Source organism: Paenibacillus sp. FSL K6-2393 (assembly GCF_038002545.1).
Classification (GTDB): Bacteria; Bacillota; Bacilli; order Paenibacillales; family Paenibacillaceae; genus Paenibacillus.
In genome coordinates, this window is record NZ_JBBOCU010000001.1 from 413,597 (window position 1) to 435,083 (window position 21,487).

21 protein-coding genes are annotated in these 21,487 nt (G+C 47.4%); 12 read left to right on the forward strand and 9 right to left on the reverse strand.

What is annotated here, in order from left to right; all coding sequences use genetic code 11:
- The first annotated feature begins 146 nt into the window (after positions 1-146).
- The 4 genes from MHI14_RS01820 (at position 147) to MHI14_RS01835 (ending at position 5,520) form a co-directional block, all read left to right on the forward strand.
- Positions 147-716 (forward strand): glycerol-3-phosphate responsive antiterminator, encoded by a 570-nt coding sequence (locus MHI14_RS01820; RefSeq protein WP_026081418.1) that lies wholly within the window; start codon positions 147-149, stop codon positions 714-716.
- A 28-nt stretch (positions 717-744) separates the two neighbouring features.
- Positions 745-2,232 carry a glycerol kinase GlpK gene (gene glpK / locus MHI14_RS01825; protein WP_249912770.1) on the forward strand — a complete coding sequence of 496 codons (1,488 nt, stop codon included), beginning with the start codon at positions 745-747 and terminating at the stop codon, positions 2,230-2,232.
- 556 nt (positions 2,233-2,788) lie between these two features.
- Entirely contained in the window at positions 2,789-4,447 is a 1,659-nt protein-coding gene (locus MHI14_RS01830) for a glycerol-3-phosphate dehydrogenase/oxidase (RefSeq protein WP_341129770.1), read from the forward strand.
- 68 nt (positions 4,448-4,515) lie between these two features.
- Positions 4,516-5,520, forward strand: coding sequence for a Gfo/Idh/MocA family protein (locus MHI14_RS01835; RefSeq protein ID WP_047840822.1), 1,005 nt, complete (start codon positions 4,516-4,518; stop codon positions 5,518-5,520).
- 104 nt (positions 5,521-5,624) lie between these two features.
- Here the strand turns inward: MHI14_RS01835 and MHI14_RS01840 are convergent, their stop codons facing one another.
- Positions 5,625-5,924 (reverse strand): winged helix-turn-helix transcriptional regulator, encoded by a 300-nt coding sequence (locus tag MHI14_RS01840; protein WP_026081419.1) that lies wholly within the window; start codon positions 5,922-5,924, stop codon positions 5,625-5,627.
- 422 nt (positions 5,925-6,346) lie between these two features.
- On the opposite strand from MHI14_RS01840, the gene MHI14_RS01845 reads away from it, so the two are divergent.
- Positions 6,347-6,727, forward strand: a complete 381-nt coding sequence (locus MHI14_RS01845) for a DoxX family protein (RefSeq protein WP_091035924.1) — start codon at positions 6,347-6,349, stop codon at positions 6,725-6,727.
- A 194-nt stretch (positions 6,728-6,921) separates the two neighbouring features.
- Here MHI14_RS01845 and MHI14_RS01850 read toward each other — a convergent pair whose 3' ends face one another.
- From MHI14_RS01850 to MHI14_RS01860, 3 genes are all read right to left on the reverse strand, one after another.
- On the reverse strand, positions 6,922-7,440 hold the full coding sequence (locus tag MHI14_RS01850; RefSeq protein WP_076209663.1) for an AbrB/MazE/SpoVT family DNA-binding domain-containing protein: 519 nt from the start codon (positions 7,438-7,440) through the stop codon (positions 6,922-6,924).
- 105 nt (positions 7,441-7,545) lie between these two features.
- The gene (locus MHI14_RS01855) at positions 7,546-8,226 is read right to left on the reverse strand and encodes an LrgB family protein (protein ID WP_091035927.1); all 681 of its coding nucleotides are present in this window, start codon (positions 8,224-8,226) and stop codon (positions 7,546-7,548) included.
- Positions 8,223-8,594, reverse strand: a complete 372-nt coding sequence (locus tag MHI14_RS01860) for a CidA/LrgA family protein (protein WP_017691758.1) — start codon at positions 8,592-8,594, stop codon at positions 8,223-8,225. The genes MHI14_RS01855 and MHI14_RS01860 overlap by 4 nt, the downstream gene beginning before the upstream one ends.
- 163 nt (positions 8,595-8,757) lie before the next feature.
- On the opposite strand from MHI14_RS01860, the gene cidR reads away from it, so the two are divergent.
- From cidR to MHI14_RS01880, 4 genes are all read left to right on the forward strand, one after another.
- Entirely contained in the window at positions 8,758-9,642 is an 885-nt protein-coding gene (cidR, locus tag MHI14_RS01865; RefSeq protein ID WP_047840818.1) for a cidABC operon transcriptional activator CidR, read from the forward strand.
- 111 nt (positions 9,643-9,753) lie between these two features.
- The gene (locus MHI14_RS01870) at positions 9,754-10,611 is read left to right on the forward strand and encodes a carbon-nitrogen hydrolase family protein (RefSeq protein WP_341129771.1); all 858 of its coding nucleotides are present in this window, start codon (positions 9,754-9,756) and stop codon (positions 10,609-10,611) included.
- Between the two features lie 72 nt (positions 10,612-10,683).
- Positions 10,684-11,358, forward strand: coding sequence for a GNAT family N-acetyltransferase (locus MHI14_RS01875; protein ID WP_091035932.1), 675 nt, complete (start codon positions 10,684-10,686; stop codon positions 11,356-11,358).
- 46 nt (positions 11,359-11,404) lie between these two features.
- Positions 11,405-12,076, forward strand: a complete 672-nt coding sequence (locus MHI14_RS01880) for a GNAT family acetyltransferase (protein ID WP_091035935.1) — start codon at positions 11,405-11,407, stop codon at positions 12,074-12,076.
- Between the two features lie 433 nt (positions 12,077-12,509).
- On the opposite strand, the gene MHI14_RS01885 is transcribed toward MHI14_RS01880, so the two are convergent.
- From MHI14_RS01885 to MHI14_RS01900, 4 genes are all read right to left on the reverse strand, one after another.
- A complete protein-coding gene (locus MHI14_RS01885) occupies positions 12,510-14,432 on the reverse strand; it encodes an LTA synthase family protein (protein WP_445670360.1) in 1,923 nt (640 codons plus the stop codon).
- 230 nt (positions 14,433-14,662) lie between these two features.
- Positions 14,663-15,160, reverse strand: coding sequence for an antibiotic biosynthesis monooxygenase family protein (locus MHI14_RS01890; RefSeq protein ID WP_341129773.1), 498 nt, complete (start codon positions 15,158-15,160; stop codon positions 14,663-14,665).
- Between the two features lie 91 nt (positions 15,161-15,251).
- Positions 15,252-15,566: a DUF3796 domain-containing protein gene (locus MHI14_RS01895; protein ID WP_341129774.1), complete on the reverse strand. Its 315-nt coding sequence runs from the start codon at positions 15,564-15,566 to the stop codon at positions 15,252-15,254.
- Positions 15,556-15,768 carry a helix-turn-helix transcriptional regulator gene (locus MHI14_RS01900; RefSeq protein WP_036612923.1) on the reverse strand — a complete coding sequence of 71 codons (213 nt, stop codon included), beginning with the start codon at positions 15,766-15,768 and terminating at the stop codon, positions 15,556-15,558. The genes MHI14_RS01895 and MHI14_RS01900 overlap by 11 nt, the downstream gene beginning before the upstream one ends.
- A 169-nt stretch (positions 15,769-15,937) precedes the next feature.
- Here MHI14_RS01900 and MHI14_RS01905 point away from each other — a divergent pair, with 169 nt between their 5' ends.
- From MHI14_RS01905 to MHI14_RS01915, 3 genes are all read left to right on the forward strand, one after another.
- The gene (locus MHI14_RS01905; RefSeq protein WP_133386192.1) at positions 15,938-18,250 is read left to right on the forward strand and encodes an ATP-dependent DNA helicase; all 2,313 of its coding nucleotides are present in this window, start codon (positions 15,938-15,940) and stop codon (positions 18,248-18,250) included.
- 203 nt (positions 18,251-18,453) lie between these two features.
- Entirely contained in the window at positions 18,454-19,935 is a 1,482-nt protein-coding gene (locus tag MHI14_RS01910; RefSeq protein ID WP_341129775.1) for an alpha-amylase, read from the forward strand.
- Positions 19,936-20,483: 548 nt separating this feature from the next.
- A complete protein-coding gene (locus MHI14_RS01915; protein WP_341129776.1) occupies positions 20,484-21,116 on the forward strand; it encodes a hypothetical protein in 633 nt (210 codons plus the stop codon).
- Positions 21,117-21,195: 79 nt separating this feature from the next.
- Here MHI14_RS01915 and MHI14_RS01920 read toward each other — a convergent pair whose 3' ends face one another.
- Positions 21,196-21,474 (reverse strand): hypothetical protein, encoded by a 279-nt coding sequence (locus MHI14_RS01920; RefSeq protein WP_249912761.1) that lies wholly within the window; start codon positions 21,472-21,474, stop codon positions 21,196-21,198.
- Positions 21,475-21,487 lie beyond the last annotated feature (13 nt).

Sequence of the window (21,487 nt, forward strand, 5' to 3'; positions counted from 1 at the left end):
CTCTCCGTTATGGAGAAGTACAGCAGCGGCTTTTTGGTATGGAGAACAGGGTAGCGATCAGGTTTTCCTGATTCATGGAATGGCTTGCCGTTCCCACAGTGTGGATTATACAATATAGTCATCTGATGAATGCGGGAGGAACCAAGGTGCCATTTGAGGGACAACGTATATTGCCGGCTGCAAAGAGCATGAAGCAGTTTGAAGCGATGATTGAAGGCCCTTATACCTATGGGGTGATGCTGGAAACCCATATTGCACAGCTTCAGAGTGTAATGGACGAGGCGCGGCGGTATGACAAGAAGATACTTTTGCATGCAGATTTGGTTCAGGGTTTAAAAAACGATGAGTATGCGGCAGAGTATCTGTGTCAGCACATTCGCCCGGCAGGACTGATCTCTACGCGAGCGAGTGTCATTCAGAAGGCAAAGCAGAAAGGCATTACAGCGATTCAACGTATTTTTCTACTGGATACCCATGCGCTGGAGAAAAGTTATCTGTTGCTGGCCAAAACCCAACCGGATTATATTGAAGTATTACCTGGCGTCATTCCGCATATTATTGCGGAAGTATCTGTGCGTACAGGGATACCCATTATTGCGGGGGGATTGATCCGTTCACCGGAAGAGGTCGAACTTGCGCTTGGCGTCGGGGCTACGGCAGTGACCACATCCAATGCAGATCTGATTCGACACTTTGAGAAATCGCTTACACCGTAAAAAGAACCCACAACAGGAGGTTGGCTGTATGGAAAAATATATATTGGCTCTGGATCAGGGAACAACAAGCTCCCGAGCTATTCTGTTTAACCGTGGCGGAGAGATCGTGCACATTGCACAGCAGGAATTCCCTCAATATTTCCCCAAACCGGGCTGGGTAGAGCAGAATGCCAACGAAATCTGGAGTTCCATTCTTGCCGTGATGGCTTCATGTCTGGCAGAGAGCGGAATCAAACCGGTCCAGATTGCCGGAATTGGAATTACCAATCAGCGGGAGACGGTTGTGGTATGGGACAAAGAAACAGGCAGACCCATCTATAATGCAGTGGTATGGCAATCCAGACAGACCGCAGATATCTGTGAAGAATTGAAGACGCAGGGTCTCGGGGACCTTTTCCGCCGTAAAACAGGATTATTAATCGATCCCTACTTCTCGGGAACAAAGATTAAGTGGATTCTGGATCATGTCCCTGGTGCCCGGGAGCGGGCAGAGAAGGGTGAAGTGCTGTTTGGCACGATTGATAGCTGGCTGATCTGGAAACTGAGCGGGGGGACACATGTCACGGATATATCCAATGCCTCACGTACCCTAATCTATAACATCTATGATCTGCAATGGGATGACGAATTGTTGGATATCCTCGACATTCCTAAGGCGATGCTGCCAGAGGTGCGAGGTTCATCCGAGGTGTATGCACACACAACAGACTATCATTTCTTCGGGCATCGGATTCCGATTGCGGGAGCGGCAGGAGATCAACAGGCAGCGATGTTTGGTCAGGGCTGTTACACCAAGGGCAGTATGAAAAATACATATGGTACCGGTTGTTTTATGCTTATGAATACGGGCGAGAACCCGGTACAATCCAATCATGGACTGATTACAACGATTGCCTGGGGGATGAATGGCAAGGTTGAATATGCGCTCGAAGGCAGCATTTTTGTTGCAGGTTCAGCGGTTCAGTGGCTGCGTGACGGATTAAGGATGCTTCGCTCTTCAAAAGATAGCGAGGATTACGCCTCACGTGTGCCTTCGACAGACGGCGTTTATATGGTACCTGCATTTGTGGGACTGGGCAGTCCGTATTGGGATAGTGAGGTTAAGGGTGCGGTGTTTGGCTTGACCCGAGGCACGACGAAGGAACACTTTATCCGTGCTACGCTTGAGGCGTTGGCGTATCAGACCAAAGATGTACTGGAGGCAATGGAATCCGACTCGGGTATTCCTGTGCATGCTCTGCGTGTAGATGGAGGAGCGGCGGCCAATGATTTTCTCATGCAGTTCCAGAGTGATATTCTGGGCATTCCTGTCGAACGCCCAACGGTGAATGAAACAACTGCATTGGGTGCGGCTTATCTGGCAGGATTAGCGGTTGGATATTGGACGAGTGCGGATGAATTGACCGATCATGAAAATACGGAGCGTGTCTTCCAGCCTGTTATGGCTGAGCAACAACGAATAGAACTGTATGCAGGCTGGAAGCGTGCAGTGAACGCAGCAATGGCTTTTAAATAAGCATTTTGCATAAATCACCTGAGCGTCTTCAAATCAGCAAGAAATAGATCGAAATGATTTTGTTCGTCTATACACTGGTTGGATCAGGATGCTTCTTCCTGTCCAACTTTTGTACCCGTGAGCGGAATGGTTCGAATTATGAAAAATGCTAAATAAGAGGAATGAAATGAATATTTCTTGGGTGGGTATTTGTACTTTTTAACTAAACATATGTTATAAATGATATTTACTGGTGGAAAATGATGCATGATTTACAGGGTTATTCTTCCTGGAGAAGGTAAAATATATATCCACTATAAGGAAAAAAACAAGGTTAGTGGATTCATTTGAAATTCCATCCTTTGGCAGAACAACTTTTTGAATTTTTTTTGAATAATGTGTCATTTCAGGACTTCACGCCGTCAAAAATCTGTGATAGGATAAAGGCACAAGTTAAAAAATGATGTCTGGAGATCGGGAGGGACCACGTGCCGCTCAGCAATTGCTGAGCGAATGACGTGGTCCTTTTTTTGTTTTTTTTACGGAAAAATTGAGAAAATCAATAGGAGGTTCAAGAATGACAGAAACGTTCTCGTCAGCACACCGGACCGAATATTTGCAAAACATGGCGAATGTACATTTTGACGTATTAATTATTGGTGGTGGGATTACAGGCGCAGGGATTGCATTGGACGCGGCTTCCCGTGGATTGAAGACAGCGCTTGTAGAAATGCAGGATTTCGCAGCAGGTACATCCAGTCGATCGACCAAACTTGTCCATGGCGGATTGCGTTATTTGAAGCAATATGAAGTGAAGATGGTTGCTGAGGTAGGACGGGAGCGGGCTGTAGTCTACGAGAATGGGCCACATGTGACCACGCCAGAACCGATGTTGCTACCGATCTATACGGCAGGTACGTTCGGCCGCTTCAGCACGTCCATTGGACTGATGGTGTATGATCGGCTCGCCGGGGTGAAGCGCAGTGAACGGCGCCAAATGTTGAATGCTGGAGCGGTGTCAGATAGTGAACCTTTACTACGCAAGCAGGGACTGTTAGGTGGTGGGCTCTATGTGGAGTACCGGACAGACGATGCCAGGCTCACCATTGAAGTCATGAAAGAAGCTGTCAAACGTGGGGTACAGGCAGTGAACTACGTTAAGGCGAAAGGTTTCCTGAAGGAGAATGGCAAGATTACAGGTATTGAAGCTATTGATCAGATCGATGGGCAGACCTATACGCTAAAAGCAAGCAAGGTGATCAACGCTTCCGGTCCATGGGTGGACGGTCTGCGGGAATTGGATGGTTCGCGCCAGGGGAAAACGCTACAGATGACCAAAGGCATCCATTTGGTCTTTGATGGTAAACGATTCCCGCTAAGACAGGCGGTTTATTTTGATACACCAGATGGTCGAATGGTGTTTGCTGTCCCGCGTGATGGCAAAACCTATGTGGGGACAACCGACACCGTATATCAGGACGATCCTGCACACCCCCAAATTTCCGACTCCGACCGTGATTATGTCATTAATGCAGTCAATGGCATGTTTCCAGATGTACGGATTGGTACCGAGGATGTGGAATCCGGATGGGCGGGTGTACGTCCACTAATCCATGAGGAAGGCAAGAATCCTTCCGAAATTTCACGTAAAGATGAAGTCTGGGTATCCGAATCCAATCTGATTACGATTGCCGGGGGCAAATTAACCGGATACCGTAAAATGGCCGAGATGGTCGTTGATCTGGTCGCACGCCAGATGGAGCAGGAGAGCGGGCATTCCATAGGCCCTTGTGTAACGAAGAAGATGCCCATCTCCGGCGGTGATGTAGGGGGATCGGCTGGATTTGTATCGTATGCGGAACGCAAGATCAAGGATGGTGTTGCCTTGGGACTTGCTCGACCTGCTGCGGAGCGACTGGTCCGCACGTATGGTTCCAATGTGGAGGCACTATATGAGCGAATGCCCGATCCACGCACCAAGTCCGAGCTTCATGGCATGCCACAGGAGCTACTGTTGATGTTAAGTTACGCGATTGATGAAGAGATGGCTGTAACCCCGTCTGATTTTTTGGTACGAAGAACAGGTGATTTATTCTTCCGTATTGATGAAGTTCGTCGCTATAAAGCAGCGGTTATCTCGTATATGGCAGGTCGTTTGAACTGGTCTGAAGAGGAAGAGGTTAAACATACACAGGAACTGGATCAGCTGTTGCTGGAAGCATCCGGCAAAATCTGAGGCAGGATTTCAAGATCGAGAGTCGAATGGAACATGTAAGCGTGTAACATAGAGAGGGGATTACATCCATGACATTACAGATCGGAATCATTGGAACAGGCTGGTTCAGTAAGGTACACGCGGATATTCTCGCACGGATGGAAGGTGTTCGTGTTGCGAGTGTCTGTGGAACATCGCTCGAAAAGGCAGAGGCTATGGCCTCCGTTTATGATGCTGTTGGTTACGGGGAACTTGAACATATGCTGGATGGTGAGAAGCTGGATGCGGTGTATATCTGTGTGCCTCCGATGTCTCACGGATCGATTGAGTCCGAATTAATCCGCCGTGGTATTCCATTCCTGGTGGAGAAACCTTTGAGCACCGGAATGGATGTTCCGCGTCAGGTGTTGGATCAGGTGCAAAAGAGCGGATTGTTAACCTCTGTAGGATACCATTTCCGTTATCAGGAGGCCGCGCAGGTCCTGCAGCAGTCGATGAAAGAACAGACGGTCGGCATGGCACTTGGCCGCTGGATGGGCGGAATGCCAGGGGTCGCCTGGTGGCGGCGTCAGGACGGTTCAGGAGGACAATTCGTAGAGCAAACTACACATATTGTAGACTTGCTTCGGTATTGTGCAGGAGAAGTTACGGAGGTATATGCTGTAGCAGCTCAGCGAAGCATGCATGAGAAGCATGAGCATGTGACCGTTGCTGATGTGGCGAATGTGACGCTCAAGCTGGAAAGTGGAGCGATTGCCAGTATCGCCAATACATGTCTGTTGCCAGACGGAGAGGGGGGCGCTGGGCTCCAGTTCTACACGGATGCAGGTGTGTGGGATTGGACGCCAGAACGTTTGCTTCTGCCAAGTGCCGCAAAACATGCGATGGCAGGTCTGGAGATTCCGGCAGGACATAATCCATACGAGCGTGAGAATGAAGCGTTCATTCATGCACTGCGTACGGGAGACCGTTCACGAATTCTGTCCGATTATGCGGATGCCTGCCGTACACAGGAGATTACTACGGCGGCGCTGGCATCGGCAGATTCCGGTCTGCCTGTACAGCTTCAGCCTTCAAAGCATCTCTCTCATTAAAAGGTTGAAGGTAATATAAATATGCCTGAATCAGGGAATGATCCGCAGATCAGCCTGATTCAGGCGTATTTGTGTTGAGTAGAGATTATTAAGTAGCAATTCAACTACTCGGATTTCTGCTGTTTCAACCAGTCGGATGACCAACTGTAGATCTGATCAATGACAGGTTCAATGGCTCTGCCTTTCGGTGTCAATTCATACTCTACACGGGGAGGTATCTCGGGAAACATGTGTCGGGTTACGATACCTTCCGTCTCCATTTCCTTCAATCGCTCCGATAAAAGTCGTCCACTGATCGCCATCTCTGCTTCAAGCTCCGTAAACCGCTTGGGTCCGGACAACAGTTGGTACATGATTAACAGTACCCACTTCTTGCCTATGATATCTATGGCTTGAGTGATCATACAGGGACTTGGTGCTTTTACTTTTTTCAGCTTCAACGTATTCACCTCGATTCATGGTTATTTTTTCGCAGGTTGTATATGAAAGGACATGGTTTCTGCCGCTTTAAGAATATAGGACATCCATATAAATGAGGGTTACTACAAAATATACTGTAACATACCTTTTGTATGTATTATACATCATACAGCGAAAAATTACTTGAAGAAATCATATTATTATTATATACTAACTTCATAAAAGTAAGTTGGTGATAAATAATACGTATAATATGAACGCGTACTATTCTGAAAATTGAACTCGGCTAAACGGTTGAAAACAGAGTGACCTTTGGGAACTTTTACATAGATTCTTTTTTTACAATGTGCAGCACAAATAATCATTACATAGTAGGAACATATAATTTGTACAGGAGGATCTACATATGAACAAAATTTTGGGTTATATTTTTCTAGTTATTCTTGCAGGTGTGTTTGTCATGACAGGGTTTAACAAGATTAGTGGGGCAGACATGATGATTCAGACATTCGAAAGTTTCTCTTATCCGACATGGACCATGTATCTGCTGGGCGCTGCGGAGTTACTTAGTGCAGTAGGATTGCTGATTCCACGGACTCGCATCCTGGCTTCTGGCATACTGACATTCATTCTGATTGGGGCCGTGGGAAGTCATCTGATCTATGCACAATACGCTGCTGTTCCGTTCCCGGCTGTGTTGTTGGTAGCTAACATTATTGTCCTGGTGGTAGGCATGCGCAGATTGGAAGCGGAAGAAGAAGGCCAGATGGACGCGATTCAGGCGTAAAGGAAAGATAAATAGAAGATTTGAAACGATATCATGAGATGGCCGCTGCAGATGAGCATAGGTCATCTTTTTTATGATTGAATGGGATTTAATATAAAAAAAAGAAGAACCCACGAAAAACAACGGGTTCTCTTGCAGCGGGACTTCCTGGATTGGAAGGTCTTCTGACTATAAATGATCAAATGCCATTTTGATTATAGTAACTTTTTTAATTGAGAGACGCGTCCTTGGCTGATGCCAAGCTTTTCCGCAATTTGCTGTTGAGCCAAACCGGGATTCTGTTCAACAATTTCTTTCATCTGTTGCAGCATGCGTGCCGTCTTCGGCCGCAGATCCGGGTATTCTTGGTTGTCAGCTGTGGTCCCTTCTTCCCTAGCGGGAGATGAGACTGAGGCGGATTTGGAAGCAGGACGCTCCACGGGTGCAGGAGCCTGTTTGTTCTGAGGTACGAACCAGTCGGGAGAGTCATCCGGGTGTTTTAATTGAATTGCACAAGTCCGGCAGATGAATTGTTCTTTGAAATACATTTCCGTATCTACATCACCGCAAAAAATACATAATGTTGATTTGTACTTTCGTAAAATCAACTCTTTCCCTTCAATGAAAAACTCAAGCGGATCGCCGATATGGATTTCCATCGTATCCCGCATTTCTTTGGGAAGGACAATTCGTCCAAGACGGTCCAGAGATCTCTTCATTCCGGTTCTTTTCATCGCATCTCCTCCGCAATATTCACAATTAAAACCTGTCCTTATTGTAAGGAAGAAAGGGCTTTAATACAACAATAATATTTCAAAAAAGTGGGATAATTCCATCTATTATGGGAAAATAAGTTTGGAAAGGATGGGGGCGACGGCTAAAGTGAATAATGCAGCGAGCACCATGGAGATGCTGGAAATGGTACCAGTCAGGGAACTTAGTTCAAATGCCTTGGATGTCCCTGTGCCATGGGCACCGGTTCCAAACAGTGTGCCTCGTGCAATCTCCCCATCGATGCGCAGCATTTTGACGATCGAAGGTCCCATAATCACTCCGAGCAGACCAGTCATAATAACAAAAACAGCTGTCACTGCGGGTATGCCACCGATGGTAGCCGAAACGTTCATGGCAATTGGGGTGGTAATCGATCTTGGGATCAGACTATGAATGAGACCGGAATCCAGACGCAACCATTTGGCGAGCAGGGCAGAAGAAAGTACGGCAACGACCGAGCCGGTCATGACACTGAAGACAATCTCGGAAATATGTTTTTTGAGTACATGGAAAAAGGTATATAGCGGTACGGCAAAAGCCACGGTGGCCGGTTGAAGAAGCAAACTCAGCCATTTGCCGCCACTGCTATACGTGGTATAATCCGTTCCCGTTGCGAGCAATATGCCAACTACAAGCAGCGGCGTAATGAGCAATGGTGACAGATATACTTTTGGCAGATTACGATACATTCGTTTGGCGACCCCATAGATACCGACGGTTAACAAGAGGCAGAGAAATCCAATCATCCGGTGTGACGCTCCTTTCGTTTGGCAATTCGTGTAGCAACCAGGCCTGTGCAGGACATGACCAGGAATGTGCTAAGTAATACGATGAATAAAATCTGCAGTCCGTCATGCTCCAGCATGGGCATATAGTTCATAATGCCAACGGCTGACGGGATAAAAAATAACAATAGTTCACCGAGCAGCCAGGCAGCTCCAACTTCAATCCAGCGCAGCTTCACGACACGAGTCTGAAGCAGAATGAATAACACAACCATACCGAGTATTGAACCCGGTACAGGAAGATGGAGAGTACGGGCCAGCAGGTCCATGAGCAGTGAAAAAACCATTAAGAGCGCAACCTGTGCAATACCAAGGCCCCATTTTTTCACTTCAATCCCTCCTTGTATAATCAACGTAATCGTTTGAGTTATTATGAAAATGAATGGAAACGTTGTTTGATATCACAAATTTTACATGGCATTCTTTCATGAGTAAAATGCATATTAAGAATGTTTACTATTCCATTTATCTATGAGAGGTGGGAATCAACCAATGGATATCCGCCATTTGCAATATTTTCTGGAAGTTGCCCGGCAGCAGAGCTTCACAAAAGCCGCCGAGGTACTGTATATCACCCAGCCCACGATCAGCAAGACGGTCAAGAGTCTTGAAGAGGAATTGGGTATTACGCTACTAGACCGTTATGGGAAAAAGGTGGAATTAACCGATGCAGGTCATGTGTTTTTTCGGCAGGCACTTGAGATTGAAAAATCATTCCGCAGTCTGTCGTCCGAATTGGACGATCTGATGAATTTGAAGAAAGGTCATCTGCGGATTGGGTTGCCGCCGATGGTGGGGTCCAGCTTTTTCCCCATGATCATTGGCGAATTTCACAAAGCCTACCCGCAGGTGACCATTCAGCTGTTTGAGGATGGCGCCAAAAAAGTGGAGGCCGATGTGATCAGTGGTGCACTGGATATTGGCGTTGCCGTACTGCCAACCGTGGATGAGCTGTTGGATCATTTTGTGTTTGTCAAAGAGAAGCTGAACCTGCTCGTACACCCTTCACATCCACTTGCGGGGAAAGAGTCGGTTGCGCTGCATGAACTGGAAAACGACGCCTTTGTGCTGTTTCGGGAAGATTTTGCGTTGCATGACCGGATCATTGTGGCCTGTCAGCATGCCGGGTTCCAGCCCCGGGTGGTATATGAGAGCTCCCAGTGGGACCTGCTCAGCGCGATGGTTGCCGCCAATCTGGGGGTGGCCTTACTACCAGAGACGATCTGTCGTGAGGTGGACCATATGCGCGTGCGCATTATACCGGTGGTGGAACCGGTGATTCCATGGCAGCTCGGTATGATTTGGCGGAAGGACCGCTATCTTTCATTTGCCACGAGAGAGTGGATCGGATTCACACAGTCGATGCTGGGTGAGTAAGGAAGAGATCGGAAGGTTGTTCTGTCATTGTAGGGCCCAGTGTAAATACTCTTTTGTTGACCCCGGATCGTTGTTACAATGGAAGCATAATTATGGTGGAGGTGTACGAACATGAAACTGCGGGTATCCGCTGTACAATACCAATTGCACACAATCAGCTCGTTTGAGCAGTTCGCCGCTCAGGCTGAGCATTACATACGGACAGCGAATGAATACGGAACCGAATTTGTGCTGTTCCCTGAATTTTTCACAACGCAATTAATGTCCATTGGGGACAAACAAGGCAATGCACTGACGATTGAGGATCTGCCAAACTTTACGGAACAATATGAACAACTGTTCACGTCACTTGCTGCCAAGTACGGCATGCACGTCATCGGGGGAACCCACGTCATTCGCCGTGAAGGGAAGTTATATAATACAGCCCACATGTTCTACCCGGATGGTCGCATCGTGCGCCAGGACAAGATTCACATTACGCCAACCGAAGTACAGGAATGGAACATGGCTCCCGGAGATGGACTTGAGGTGTTCGACACCGATAAAGGCCGTATTGCCATGCTGACCTGTTACGATATTGAATTCCCGGAAATTGTACGGATGGCCAAAGCGAAAGGCGCTGACGTGATTTTCTGTCCTTCCTGCACGGACGATCGCCACGGTTTCTATCGTGTGCGTTATACGAGTCATGCCCGAGCGGTGGAGAATCAGGTGTATGTTGTGTTAACCGGAACAGTGGGTAACCTGCCAACCGTTGACTTCATGCGTGCCAACTATGGACAGGCTGCAATTATTACGCCAAATGATATCCCGTTTCCGCCACGTGGCATTCTGGCTGAGGGTGAGATTAACAATGATATGATCGTGACCGCCGATCTGGATCTGGATTTGCTGTATGAGGTGCGCGAACGTGGATCGGTAACGACCTGGCGTGACCGCCGTACTGATCTGTATACCGATTGGGAGTAAACAGCAACTTTTATAGTCGAACGGAACAGAGTAGGAAATTCATTTGTCAGTGGAAAGGGGTGACCCGGCAAGATGTATACAAAAGAAATGTTGATCACCGACCCGGAGCAAAGTGGCAAAAGGGTAAAGGCAGTCGTTCGCAATTATGTTGCAGCCGACTTTGAGGAACTCATTCGCATTCAGGCGGAGAGTTTCCCTCCTCCTTATCCGGAAGAGCTGCTCTGGAGTCACGAGCAGCTCACCAGTCATGTGAAGCATTACCCGGAGGGTGCCATCTGTATTGAAGTGGGTGGAGAATTGGCTGGCTCAATGACCTCGCTGCGGATGCAGTGGGACCCTGCACATCCAGCAAGTCATACCTGGGCCGAAGTAACGGATGACGGCTATATTCGTAACCACCAGCCGGATGGCAACACGCTGTATATTGTCGATCTCTGTGTTCGTCCAAAGTACCGCAAATGGGGACTGGCTCAGCTTATGATGCAGGCGATGTACCACCTTGTCATCGCTCAGGGGATGGATCGGTTACTAGGTGCTGGTAGAATGCCCGGTTATCATCTGGTTGCAGACCAACTGTCTGCGCAGGAATATCTGGATCAGGTAGCAGCGGGAGAGAGACGTGACCCGGTGATATCGTTCCTGCTTCGCTGTGGCCGCATGCCGGTTGGTGTGACCGCAGACTATCTGGACGATGAGGAATCCTGCAACTATGCTGCCCTGATGGAGTGGCGGAATCCGTTCAGATAAAGAAATGTTAAACGAAATACATCATCAATCGAGGGGGTATTTATTCATGGAATTCACGCGTATTACATCTATTAAAGATCCATTGTTTGCCCAAATGCACAAGCTGATGCAGGAGATTTTCCCGCGGGAAGAAGTGCTGGACTTTCCCCTGTGGGAAGAACCGCTGGAAGATCCGAGTATTCGGGTGTTCGTGGCTGTGCATGAGGGACAGGTTGTTGGAGCGACAGAGTACCGTTATTACGAGGATTGGAACGTAGCCATGACGGACTTCACGATTATTGGGCGCGAAGGACTGGGGATCGGCAGTTTCCTGGCGAATCACCGCAAGCGTGATCTGCAGAAGCTGGCTGCAGCAAACGGGAAAGAATTGTTCGGTATGTTTGCCGAAATCTATAACCCTTATCTGAGTCAGGATCACGAGTTTGGCGGTATCAAGCCGATGGACCCGTATGTACGTCGCGAAGTATTGTCTCATCTGGGATACCAACGTCTGGACTTCCCATATGTTCATCCATCTTGGCAAGGTGACGGTGAAGCAGTTGGCGGATTGGATCTGTGCTTCATGCCAGGTGATGAGTCGCTTGGTGAACTACCAGCAAGCCTGGTGGCTGATTTCCTGAATCGATATTATGCGGTGTTACCGAACAAACCGCAGGAATGGCTTGCCATGGTAGAGCAATTGACTGCTCGCAAGTCGGTTGCACTACTGCCGTTGTAAACGGGAGCAGGGCTGTCACAGAGGATGACGTTGTAATGTCCTAAGCCACAATAAAACCAGAAAAAGGCCCGTTAATCAGACCGTGATTGGTTCTGTTTAATGGGCTTTTTCGGTTTCAATAAGGTATGGGATGTAGATATAAAATGATTGCTAAGCTTGAGGTTGGAGCAAGGCACGAAGCAAGTCCTAACGAATCTGAGGCGCCTTATTCAGGGATTTGAAGCATCCGCAGAAATCTAAGGAACCTGAGACACGCTATATCCGAAAAAACAGCCGTTTACAGCGTTTTTTCGGGGGATTTTGGGAAATAACGTGTCTAATGTTCTTTACAATGTATAAGGAGGACCTAAAGGTCAAATAAGACGTCTTGAGTTCCTTAGAAAATCGTCTACCCATTCGCCAGGATAGTAACCGTATACTCTAAGATTAATTTTTATTTAACTTCCTTTCGGTCCGGTAACTGGCTTAAATAACTGTTGGACAAGTGTGCAAGATCCAATGCTCGATCATATTGTTCCTTCGTGATAAACCGTGAAGAAGACAGCCCACTGTGATTGGGTGTGGCTATAGTTGGAGATTCCTCATCTCCCGCATTCTTCGGCATCTCTTCTGAAGGAACATTCATCTGCTGTTGCACGGCATCCTGTCTGCCCGCATCAGCTAGGGAATAATGCGTTCCATCCCCGTATCCTTTCGCCGGAATGAAGAGAGAAGCATCGTTTAGCACCGACCCGGAAGGAAGGTAATAACGTTCGGGTAGGAGATTTCCACCTTCGTGTAACAAATCCTGTCCGAAGTGTAATTGGTCCTTCAGCGATACCCCGGTGAGTCCCGCAATCGTTGGCAGAATGTCCACCTGACCTCCGATCTGTTCCAGTTGTACACCCGGGGTAACGCCCGGTGCCGAGATAATGAGTGGGATATTAATCATATCTGCTGATGTGTATTCCCGACCATACAACTCTTTCATAAGGACTTTGTCATCCCGATCCAGTGAATAGATGGGAAGTCCCAGGTGATCCCCGTACAAGACAAACAAGCTATTTTCCCATAATCCCCGTTCTTTCAATCCAGCAATCAACTGTCCAACTGCCTGATCCGCATAATGCTGTGATATCAGATAATCACCGGGCAACGTATCCTTGTAGCGCTCTGGCAGCGTCAGCTTCACCTTGTTTTTAGGCAAAGTGTACGGGTGGTGGGCTGACATGGAGATGATATGGGCATAAAAGGGCTTGCCCGAAGAATGCATGGATTCCAGCTTATCCAGTGTTTTGGAATACAGAACCTCATCCGAGGCCGAAAAGGCGATAGAGTCCTGTGTGCCGAAATAATCGATATCATAATACTGGTCGAATCCAAGTGCCTTGTATAACTGATCCCTATTCCAGAAACGAACATCATTTGTATGGAATGTAGCTGTCTGATATCCGTTTGCTGACATCAACTTGGGTAGACTTGGCAGAGCTTTATCCGCATATACAGTTGTTGCTGCCCCGTTCGGCGGGGTGTAGAACGATGTGTTCACAACAAATTCTGCATCCGATGTATTTCCCTGTCCCACTTGCTGATAGAAGTTCGGAAAATACAGGCTCTGTCTAGCCAATTGATTCAGATTAGGCGTGATGTCTTGTCCATCTACCTCTAATCCAATCAGGAAGTTCTGAAACGATTCCAACTGGAGCATAATCACATTGCGTCCGCTCGCTGCACCCTGCTCCACAATCGCAGGAAGTTCGGTCGTTTGCTTCAGTTGGTCGATGTCAGCCTGATCGATGTGAGTGATGGGCACAGGTTTATCAGGTCGATCCAGGATGGTATATGCCTCGTAACCGAGGATGCCCATCTGTTCTGCTTGTGTAAGCTCACTCATGCTGGCCCGATTGGGATAGATGTTGAGCATGCACAGGATCATGGACAGGGTCAGAATGACCGAGGCAACCCGTCTTCTGGCACGTCGTTCAAGCGGAATGCGGTTCGGACGTTCTGTACTCCCGAGCTTGATCCGACGACGAATGAGTATCCCCCCAATGATTAGAACGTCTGCAAAAATAAACAAGTAATAGGGATCAAGCAATGAAAACATGCTGCTCTTGACCGAAGTCACCTGATTTACCTGTGCCAACGCGTGATAGTTAACGATTACACCATAGTATTTGTAGTACATGATGGCTGCAAAGAAAATCCCTGAGAGCAGCAAATTCATGGCAAGGTATATCCACATCCGCCGCTTGGCAGCAAACCACTCAATCAGACAGAAGCCGATCCAGATGAGCGGCAATTCAGTCAGCAGTGGTTTCCAGACAGGGATGTCATCGAAGATAACGATCCAGGCTAGTGAACTTTTGATCATCATAATAATGGTAAAGAATATAAACGGTCCGCTTAGAAATCGGGTGAGTGAACTGCGTGACAAGGTACCGCCTTCCCTTCCGAAGTTTCATTTAACAAGTATTATCCTATCTCAGCATGGCTGTGTCAAAAATGAGAGCCTTCAACAATTGACGGCAAAAAACCTCTTCCATGCAGGAAGAGGTTTGAAAAAACATGGGCTACTGCGATAAAAGCCAGATGCGACCCAATCCGTTATTCTATAGTGTACGTTGTGACGTAAGAAGGTCTGGGGAACATGGTGGGCTTCTGTGCAGTCAGCCCTTCGCTAGTACTGCGGTTACGGTGAGCATGACTATAAGCTTGGGATTCCTGCCAGCCTTTGAAATGTTCCTCCGACTGCCAGAGTGTAAGTACGACATATGTGTCATACTTCAGAGGACGAAGCACACGAATACCGACAAAGCCAGGCTCGTCTTCTACCTTGCGGGCACGGTTCTTGAACCGTTCTTCAAAATCGTTCCGACCATCCTCTGTGACAGGGATATTGTTGAGAACAGCGTAACCTCCGCCAGTCCAGGAGCCTGCGGCATCGAAAGCTTCATATGCGGCTACTTTATCATCAGACTCGATATTCATCAGGCGTTCTGCGGATTCAATAGCCAGACGCACGTGCTCTTCGCTTCGCAAAGTCAGATGCGGGTATGCAGCAAGTGCATCCGGAATCGGTGAAGGAACCAAATAGATATACATAGAAGCTGCCTCCTCATTAAGTACATTCTATTTCAAGATAGCATATGGAAATCAGCGAGTCCAATCGGTTCACATGTATCGGACAGGTGGGCTAATTCCGAGCAGAGTAGTATAGGTTTGCCGCAATAGAAGATAAACAATGAATGACAAACACTGCAGTAATAATGAAAAAGGAAAGTGATATCCCGTCTAGTATAACTACGAGGATCCAAGCCAGAGCAAGACTGATAGTGGTCGCATTCCAGGAGAAGGCTTTTGCTCTCGTGATACAATAGAGGTACCGCTCATCCAGTCCGTTTTGCTTTTTTGCAATCAACCTTGTGAAAAAAATAATGAGTATTGCAAATAACAAACCAGCTACAATTCCACCGATCCCGATCATCCGATTCAGTGATTCAGAACTCAATATTCTCATCTCCTTCAAAAATAAATAATTCCTCGATCTGACAGCCAAATAATTGGGCAAGCTTGTGAGCAAGCACAAGAGAAGGTTTGTACTTTCCGGATTCCAACGATATGATGGTCTGCCTGGAGACCTTTAGCCGTTGAGACAGTTCTTCCTGTGTGATGTGCATATGTATTCGTTTGTCTCTGATTAGATTTTGCAAGTATATCCTCCCATAAGTAAAGTTCGCTTTACGTAAAGTTAACTTTACTTATGGGACGATGGCATGTCAATAACTATTTGTAATATTTTCCACTTCTTCGAGGTGGTGCTGTGTCCAAAAGCATATTTCATGATAAAGTATAATCACTACAAACAGAACGGGTGATCGTATGACAACAACAATTCGGATATCGGTTAGACCTTTGGTGGAGTATGTGTACCGCAGTGGCAGCATACGTCCAGGATTCCGGACCAATGCCTCGATGCAGGAAGGGACTCGAATTCATCAAAGGGTACAGAAGGAGTACACCGAAGAGGATCTAAAAGAAATTGTGCTCGAAGCTGAGATCCAACATGGGGATCTGACCTATGTGGTGGAGGGGCGATGTGACGGTTTAATTCGTCTGGACGGTCAGTTGACGGTGGATGAGATCAAATCAACTGCGGGCAATCTGGATGATCTGGGAGAGGGTCTTCCCGTGCACTGGGCACAGGCCATGATGTATGCCTATATGTACGCCGTTCAGCAAGATGAACCACGCATGCAAGTGCAGTTGACGTATGTGCATTCGGTGACCCATGAAGAAAGACGGTTTCGCCGAATGGCAGAACGACAGGAACTGGAGCAGTTTGCGGCAGAAGTGATTGCCGGTTATGCGCCATATGCTGAGATGATCGCTGCGTATGAAGAAAAGCGTGATATCAGTGTGCGAGAGCTGCCGTTTCCTTTTCGTAAATATCGGGAGGGACAGCGGAAGCTGGCGGGTGCCGTATACAAGACGATTCGTGAGGGTCAGGGATTGATGGCCAAAGCACCAACAGGCATCGGTAAAACGATGTCCGTTCTGTTTCCCACGGTCAAAGCGATTGGTGAAGGCGAAGCAAGCCGATTGTTCTATCTGACCGCGAGGACGACGACACGGGTGGCGGCAGAAGAAGCTTTTGCCCGGATGCAATCGGAAGGATTGAAGATGCATGTGATCAGTCTGACCGCGAAGGACAAGATTTGTTTTAAGGAAGAGGAAGCTTGTGATACGGGGCAGTGCGGCATGTGTGAAGGATATTATGACCGTATTAACGGGGCCGTGCTGGACATGCTGGAACATGAGACGTTGATGACACGTCCAGTCATCGAGCAGTATGCGCGCAAACATCGGGTGTGTCCGTTTGAGTTTTCACTGGATGCGGCGTATGCAGCCGATGCGGTGATCTGCGATTATAACTATATTTTCGATCCGAGGATCTCTCTGAAAAGAATGTTGGAAGAGCAGAAACGCAAGACGGTGTTACTGGTGGACGAGGCTCATAATCTGGTCGATCGTGGCCGAATGATGTTTTCCGCCGAGCTGGAGAAGGCAGTGTTCCTGGATGTGAAAAGAGAGTTCCAGTCGCTGGACAGCAGTGTGCCTGCTGCCAAAGCCATTGTTGACTACACGGGGGCCATTGATAAGTATCTGATTACCCTTCGGAAAAACGGTGGAGAAGAAGGAAAGATCATCCAGCAGGAAGCACCGGAGGAACTGATTGAACGGCTGGAGCCTTTTGTCATGGTCGCGGAGCAATGTCTTGTTGAAGGTGGTTCGGGGAATGCCGAGACGGATCAGTTGCTGTTGGATGCCTACTTCACGGCACAGAATTTCCTGCGCATTGCCAAGCTGTATGATGAACGTTTTATTACGTATGCAGAGTGTGTTCGAAGTGAAGTGAGAGTGAAGTTATTTTGTCTCGACCCTTCGGTACTGCTTCGTCAGACGGCCAAAGGATTCCGCTCCCTCATTCATTTCTCGGCCACATTGTCACCCCTTCGCTATTATCGGGATATGCTGGGTGCAGAGGAAGAGGATTATACATTGCAGATTCCATCGCCGTTTCAGCGCGAACAATTGGATGTGAGACTCCTGCCCTTATCCGTGCGTTATAAGGACAGGGAACAGTCCCGGCGCCCCATTGCGGAGATGCTGCAACAGCTGGTAAGTGAATGGCCGCGCAGCAATCTAATGGTGTTCTTCCCTTCCTATCCTTATATGCGCGAGATATATGAAACCTATGCACAGCTTCCAAGTGAAGCGGATACGGTCATACAAAAGCAAGGCATGAACGAGCTGGAACGGGAGCAGTTTCTGGATGGTTTCCAACCCAATCCTGAACGAACACGCTTGGTATTTGCCGTCATGGGTGGCGTATTCTCAGAGGGTGTCGATCTGCCGGGAGACCGCTTGAATGGCGTGGTTGTGGTAGGTGCGGGGCTGCCGCAGATTGGTCTGGAGAACAACGTATTACGTGATTACTATGATCGGACAGGACGCAACGGATTCAATTATGCCTATATTTTCCCGGGTATGAATAAGGTGCTGCAGGCAGGTGGACGGCTGATTCGGACGGAGGAAGATAGGGGTGTGTTGGTGTTGGTCGACGATCGTTTTATCCAAGAACCGTATCGTTCCCTACTGCCAGAGGAGTGGCGGGACTATAAACGAATTTGAATATGATGCATCTTCACAGCAATTTGAATGATATCAGGCAAATGCTGAACCAAGAAGTTTAACATTTTTCTCAGATTTCTTTCCTTTATATGATTGAAGGGTAGGGTGAAAGGGTTATAACTTGGTTAGCAACGAACGAACAACGGCGATTACCCTATCCGTTCCGCGGTCCGCTTCGAAAGCAATCAAGGAGGTCGGTTATAATGAAGAGAAATCATACCATGATGCAGTTTTTTGAATGGCACCTGGCTGCAGACGGAGATCATTGGAAGCGACTGGCTGAAATGGCCCCGGAACTGAAAGCCAAAGGTATTGACTCGGTATGGGTACCACCCGTAACCAAGGCAGTGTCAGCAGAAGATACAGGTTATGGTGTATATGATCTGTACGATCTGGGCGAATTTGATCAAAAGGGTACCGTACGGACCAAATATGGCACCAAGCAGGAACTGGTGGAGGCCATTGCTGAGTGTCAGAAGAACGGCATTGCCGTCTATGTGGATCTGGTTATGAATCACAAGGCCGGAGCAGATGAGACGGAAGTGTTCAAAGTGATCGAGGTTGATCCCAATGATCGAACGAAGGAAATTTCTGAGCCGTTCGAAATTGAGGGCTGGACCAAATTCACATTCCCGGGTCGCGGAGATCAATACTCCTCCTTTAAGTGGAGTTCTGAACATTTCAACGGTACAGACTTTGACGCCAAGGGAGAACGAACAGGTGTATTCCGCATCGCAGGAGAGAATAAAAAATGGAATGAGAATGTCGATGATGAGTTTGGCAACTATGACTATCTGATGTTCGCCAATATAGATTATAACCACCCGGATGTTCGGCGCGAGATGATCGATTGGGGGAAATGGCTGATCGATACCCTTCAGTGCGGTGGGTTCCGGCTGGATGCGATTAAGCATATCAACCACGAATTCATCAAGGAGTTCGCAGCAGAGATGATCCGCAAACGCGGTCAGGATTTCTACATCGTAGGTGAGTTCTGGAATTCAAACCTGGATGCATGTCGTGAATTCCTTGATACGGTAGACTATCAGATCGACCTGTTTGATGTGTCTCTTCACTACAAGTTGCATGAGGCTTCGCTTGCAGGCAGAGACTTTGATCTCTCCAAAATTTTTGATGACACCCTGGTGCAGACACATCCTACCCATGCGGTAACTTTTGTAGATAACCATGACTCACAACCTCATGAAGCGTTGGAATCATGGATTGGAGATTGGTTTAAGCCGAGCGCTTATGCCTTGACGCTATTACGTCGTGATGGTTATCCGGTTGTATTTTACGGAGATTATTATGGCATTGGTGGACCTGAACCTGTGGATGGCAAAAAAGAAATTCTGGACATTCTGTTGTCTGCCCGTTGCAACAAGGCGTATGGAGAGCAGGAAGATTACTTCGATCACGCCAATACGATTGGCTGGGTACGTCGTGGCGTAAAGGAAATCGAAGGCTCCGGTTGTGCAGTAGTCATCTCCAACGGGGATGACGGTGAGAAGAGGATGTTCGTCGGAGAGCATCGTGCTGGTGAAGTCTGGGTGGATCTGACGAAGAGCTGTGAGGATCAGATTACCATTGAGGAAGACGGCTGGGCCACCTTCCATGTGTGCGGTGGAGGCGTCTCGGTATGGGCCCTTCCTGAACAGAATGAGGACTGCGCTGACGCTGAGTAACGGCATGTGCCAGGCAGGATAAGAAAAGGTACACGGATTGATATGAAAAACAGTATATAGATAGATCGTTATCGTTAAACCATCTGAACAGGAGAGCGAGTATACCTGTGTCCAGGTGGTTTTTTTCATTTTTCTAGGTACAACTAAAACTCCATCCTAACGAACTGAGCGCACCTTATTTGCACTGAATTAGCGTTATTGGAATTCTAACGAATCTCAGTAACCTTATTACTCTCAAAAACGATTGAAATAGTGCCAATTGGAGCAACATCACTAGATTAACGCGTTTGAGATTCGTTAGAATATTGAAAACTCGGATTTTAACGCATTAAGGCTTCTCAGATTCGTTAGCTTCACGTGGGTTAAGGCTCGCCGCCATAGGCAAACGAATCACTGCTACAAGTAAAAACATGAAATGAGAAAGAAACAGTTCGGTTTCACATCCTAATATATGGTACAATAATCCAAATATGGAGTGTTAGAAAACAAAATGAGAGATCGTAATAAGCGATATTCTTTACAGAGGATTGGAGAAAAGGAGGGATGGCATGGGTCCCAAAAGAGAGATGAACCGTTTCTCCCCGTTGATCATGTATCTATTTGTAATAGCCGTGTGCCTGGGGGCTTGTAGTTTGGGACCAAACCAGGGGCCAGCGGGCGAACCGAAGCGGAGCGATGAGTATACATTGAATTCGGAGCGGAGAGATTTGAATGAGCGGGTTACGAAGAGACCTGAGTCCTTCCAGAAGGATACGCCTGATGATTATACTTTGACAGCAATGGTGAATGTGAGTCATGAATCCGGAGTTGATCGGATTTCTTATGAGATTTTGGTGAATGAGGCTCGGGTGCCCATGGTTAATGTCATTCAGTCCTTCACCCTCGATCCCAACATGATAAATCGAATAGATGCCGGAGAGTTATTTCATTCCAATGTGAGCAATACACACGAGATTAGTCTAGAGTCTGACAAGGAACCGCTTGGATTGAGTTTGAGCAGAAGTTACGTCTTGAAGCCCAAGGCGGAGATCGACAGCAATATCCTCCAGCGTTATGCAGATATGTATATCAAAATTTCCTATGGCCCCAATGATCAGCGAACGGAAGATTATTTTTATATTCAGGCCGAGCCGTCTCCAAGGACGAATGAGTATATGAAGTCATGGGAGATAGAAAAATAGGAAAAAGCAGCGCATACCGGTTCCGTATGAGGAATTTCAGTAGACGCTGCCGGTTCATCTATTTGAGATAGTAAGGTTATTACTTTTTAAAATACTGATTCATCGTATCCCACATTCGATTGAACTCACTTCGTTCCATTGAAAATGCTCCAGGCTTCTCAGGTTTATGATGAGAAGTTGGCTCAAAGTTTAAGTATTCATGGTGTGTAGTACACTCATAGTTTTTGCTGTTAATAAGGAATTCAATTCTATCCTTAAAGGGTCTTTCCAGTAATTTAACCACCATGATGTCTCCACTACTGGTGCTTCTTGCAGGAGAATATATCAGAAAGTAACCTTGTTCAAATCGATACTCCATAGCATTTACCTCC

Coding starts and splice junctions, on each gene's coding strand:
- MHI14_RS01845 (WP_091035924.1), top strand. CDS start 6,347: ATGAACAAAATTTTGGGTTATATTTTTCTAGTTATTCTTGCAGGTGTG.
- MHI14_RS01835 (WP_047840822.1), top strand. CDS start 4,516: ATGACATTACAGATCGGAATCATTGGAACAGGCTGGTTCAGTAAGGTA.
- MHI14_RS01890 (WP_341129773.1), bottom strand. CDS start 15,160: ATGTATATCTATTTGGTTCCTTCACCGATTCCGGATGCACTTGCTGCA.
- MHI14_RS01915 (WP_341129776.1), top strand. CDS start 20,484: ATGGGTCCCAAAAGAGAGATGAACCGTTTCTCCCCGTTGATCATGTAT.
- MHI14_RS01875 (WP_091035932.1), top strand. CDS start 10,684: ATGTATACAAAAGAAATGTTGATCACCGACCCGGAGCAAAGTGGCAAA.
- MHI14_RS01880 (WP_091035935.1), top strand. CDS start 11,405: ATGGAATTCACGCGTATTACATCTATTAAAGATCCATTGTTTGCCCAA.
- MHI14_RS01855 (WP_091035927.1), bottom strand. CDS start 8,226: ATGATTGGATTTCTCTGCCTCTTGTTAACCGTCGGTATCTATGGGGTC.
- MHI14_RS01920 (WP_249912761.1), bottom strand. CDS start 21,474: ATGGAGTATCGATTTGAACAAGGTTACTTTCTGATATATTCTCCTGCA.
- MHI14_RS01905 (WP_133386192.1), top strand. CDS start 15,938: ATGACAACAACAATTCGGATATCGGTTAGACCTTTGGTGGAGTATGTG.
- MHI14_RS01840 (WP_026081419.1), bottom strand. CDS start 5,924: ATGATCACTCAAGCCATAGATATCATAGGCAAGAAGTGGGTACTGTTA.
- cidR (WP_047840818.1), top strand. CDS start 8,758: ATGGATATCCGCCATTTGCAATATTTTCTGGAAGTTGCCCGGCAGCAG.
- MHI14_RS01910 (WP_341129775.1), top strand. CDS start 18,454: ATGAAGAGAAATCATACCATGATGCAGTTTTTTGAATGGCACCTGGCT.
- MHI14_RS01830 (WP_341129770.1), top strand. CDS start 2,789: ATGACAGAAACGTTCTCGTCAGCACACCGGACCGAATATTTGCAAAAC.
- MHI14_RS01885 (WP_445670360.1), bottom strand. CDS start 14,432: ATGATGATCAAAAGTTCACTAGCCTGGATCGTTATCTTCGATGACATC.
- MHI14_RS01850 (WP_076209663.1), bottom strand. CDS start 7,440: ATGAAAAGAACCGGAATGAAGAGATCTCTGGACCGTCTTGGACGAATT.
- glpK (WP_249912770.1), top strand. CDS start 745: ATGGAAAAATATATATTGGCTCTGGATCAGGGAACAACAAGCTCCCGA.
- MHI14_RS01870 (WP_341129771.1), top strand. CDS start 9,754: ATGAAACTGCGGGTATCCGCTGTACAATACCAATTGCACACAATCAGC.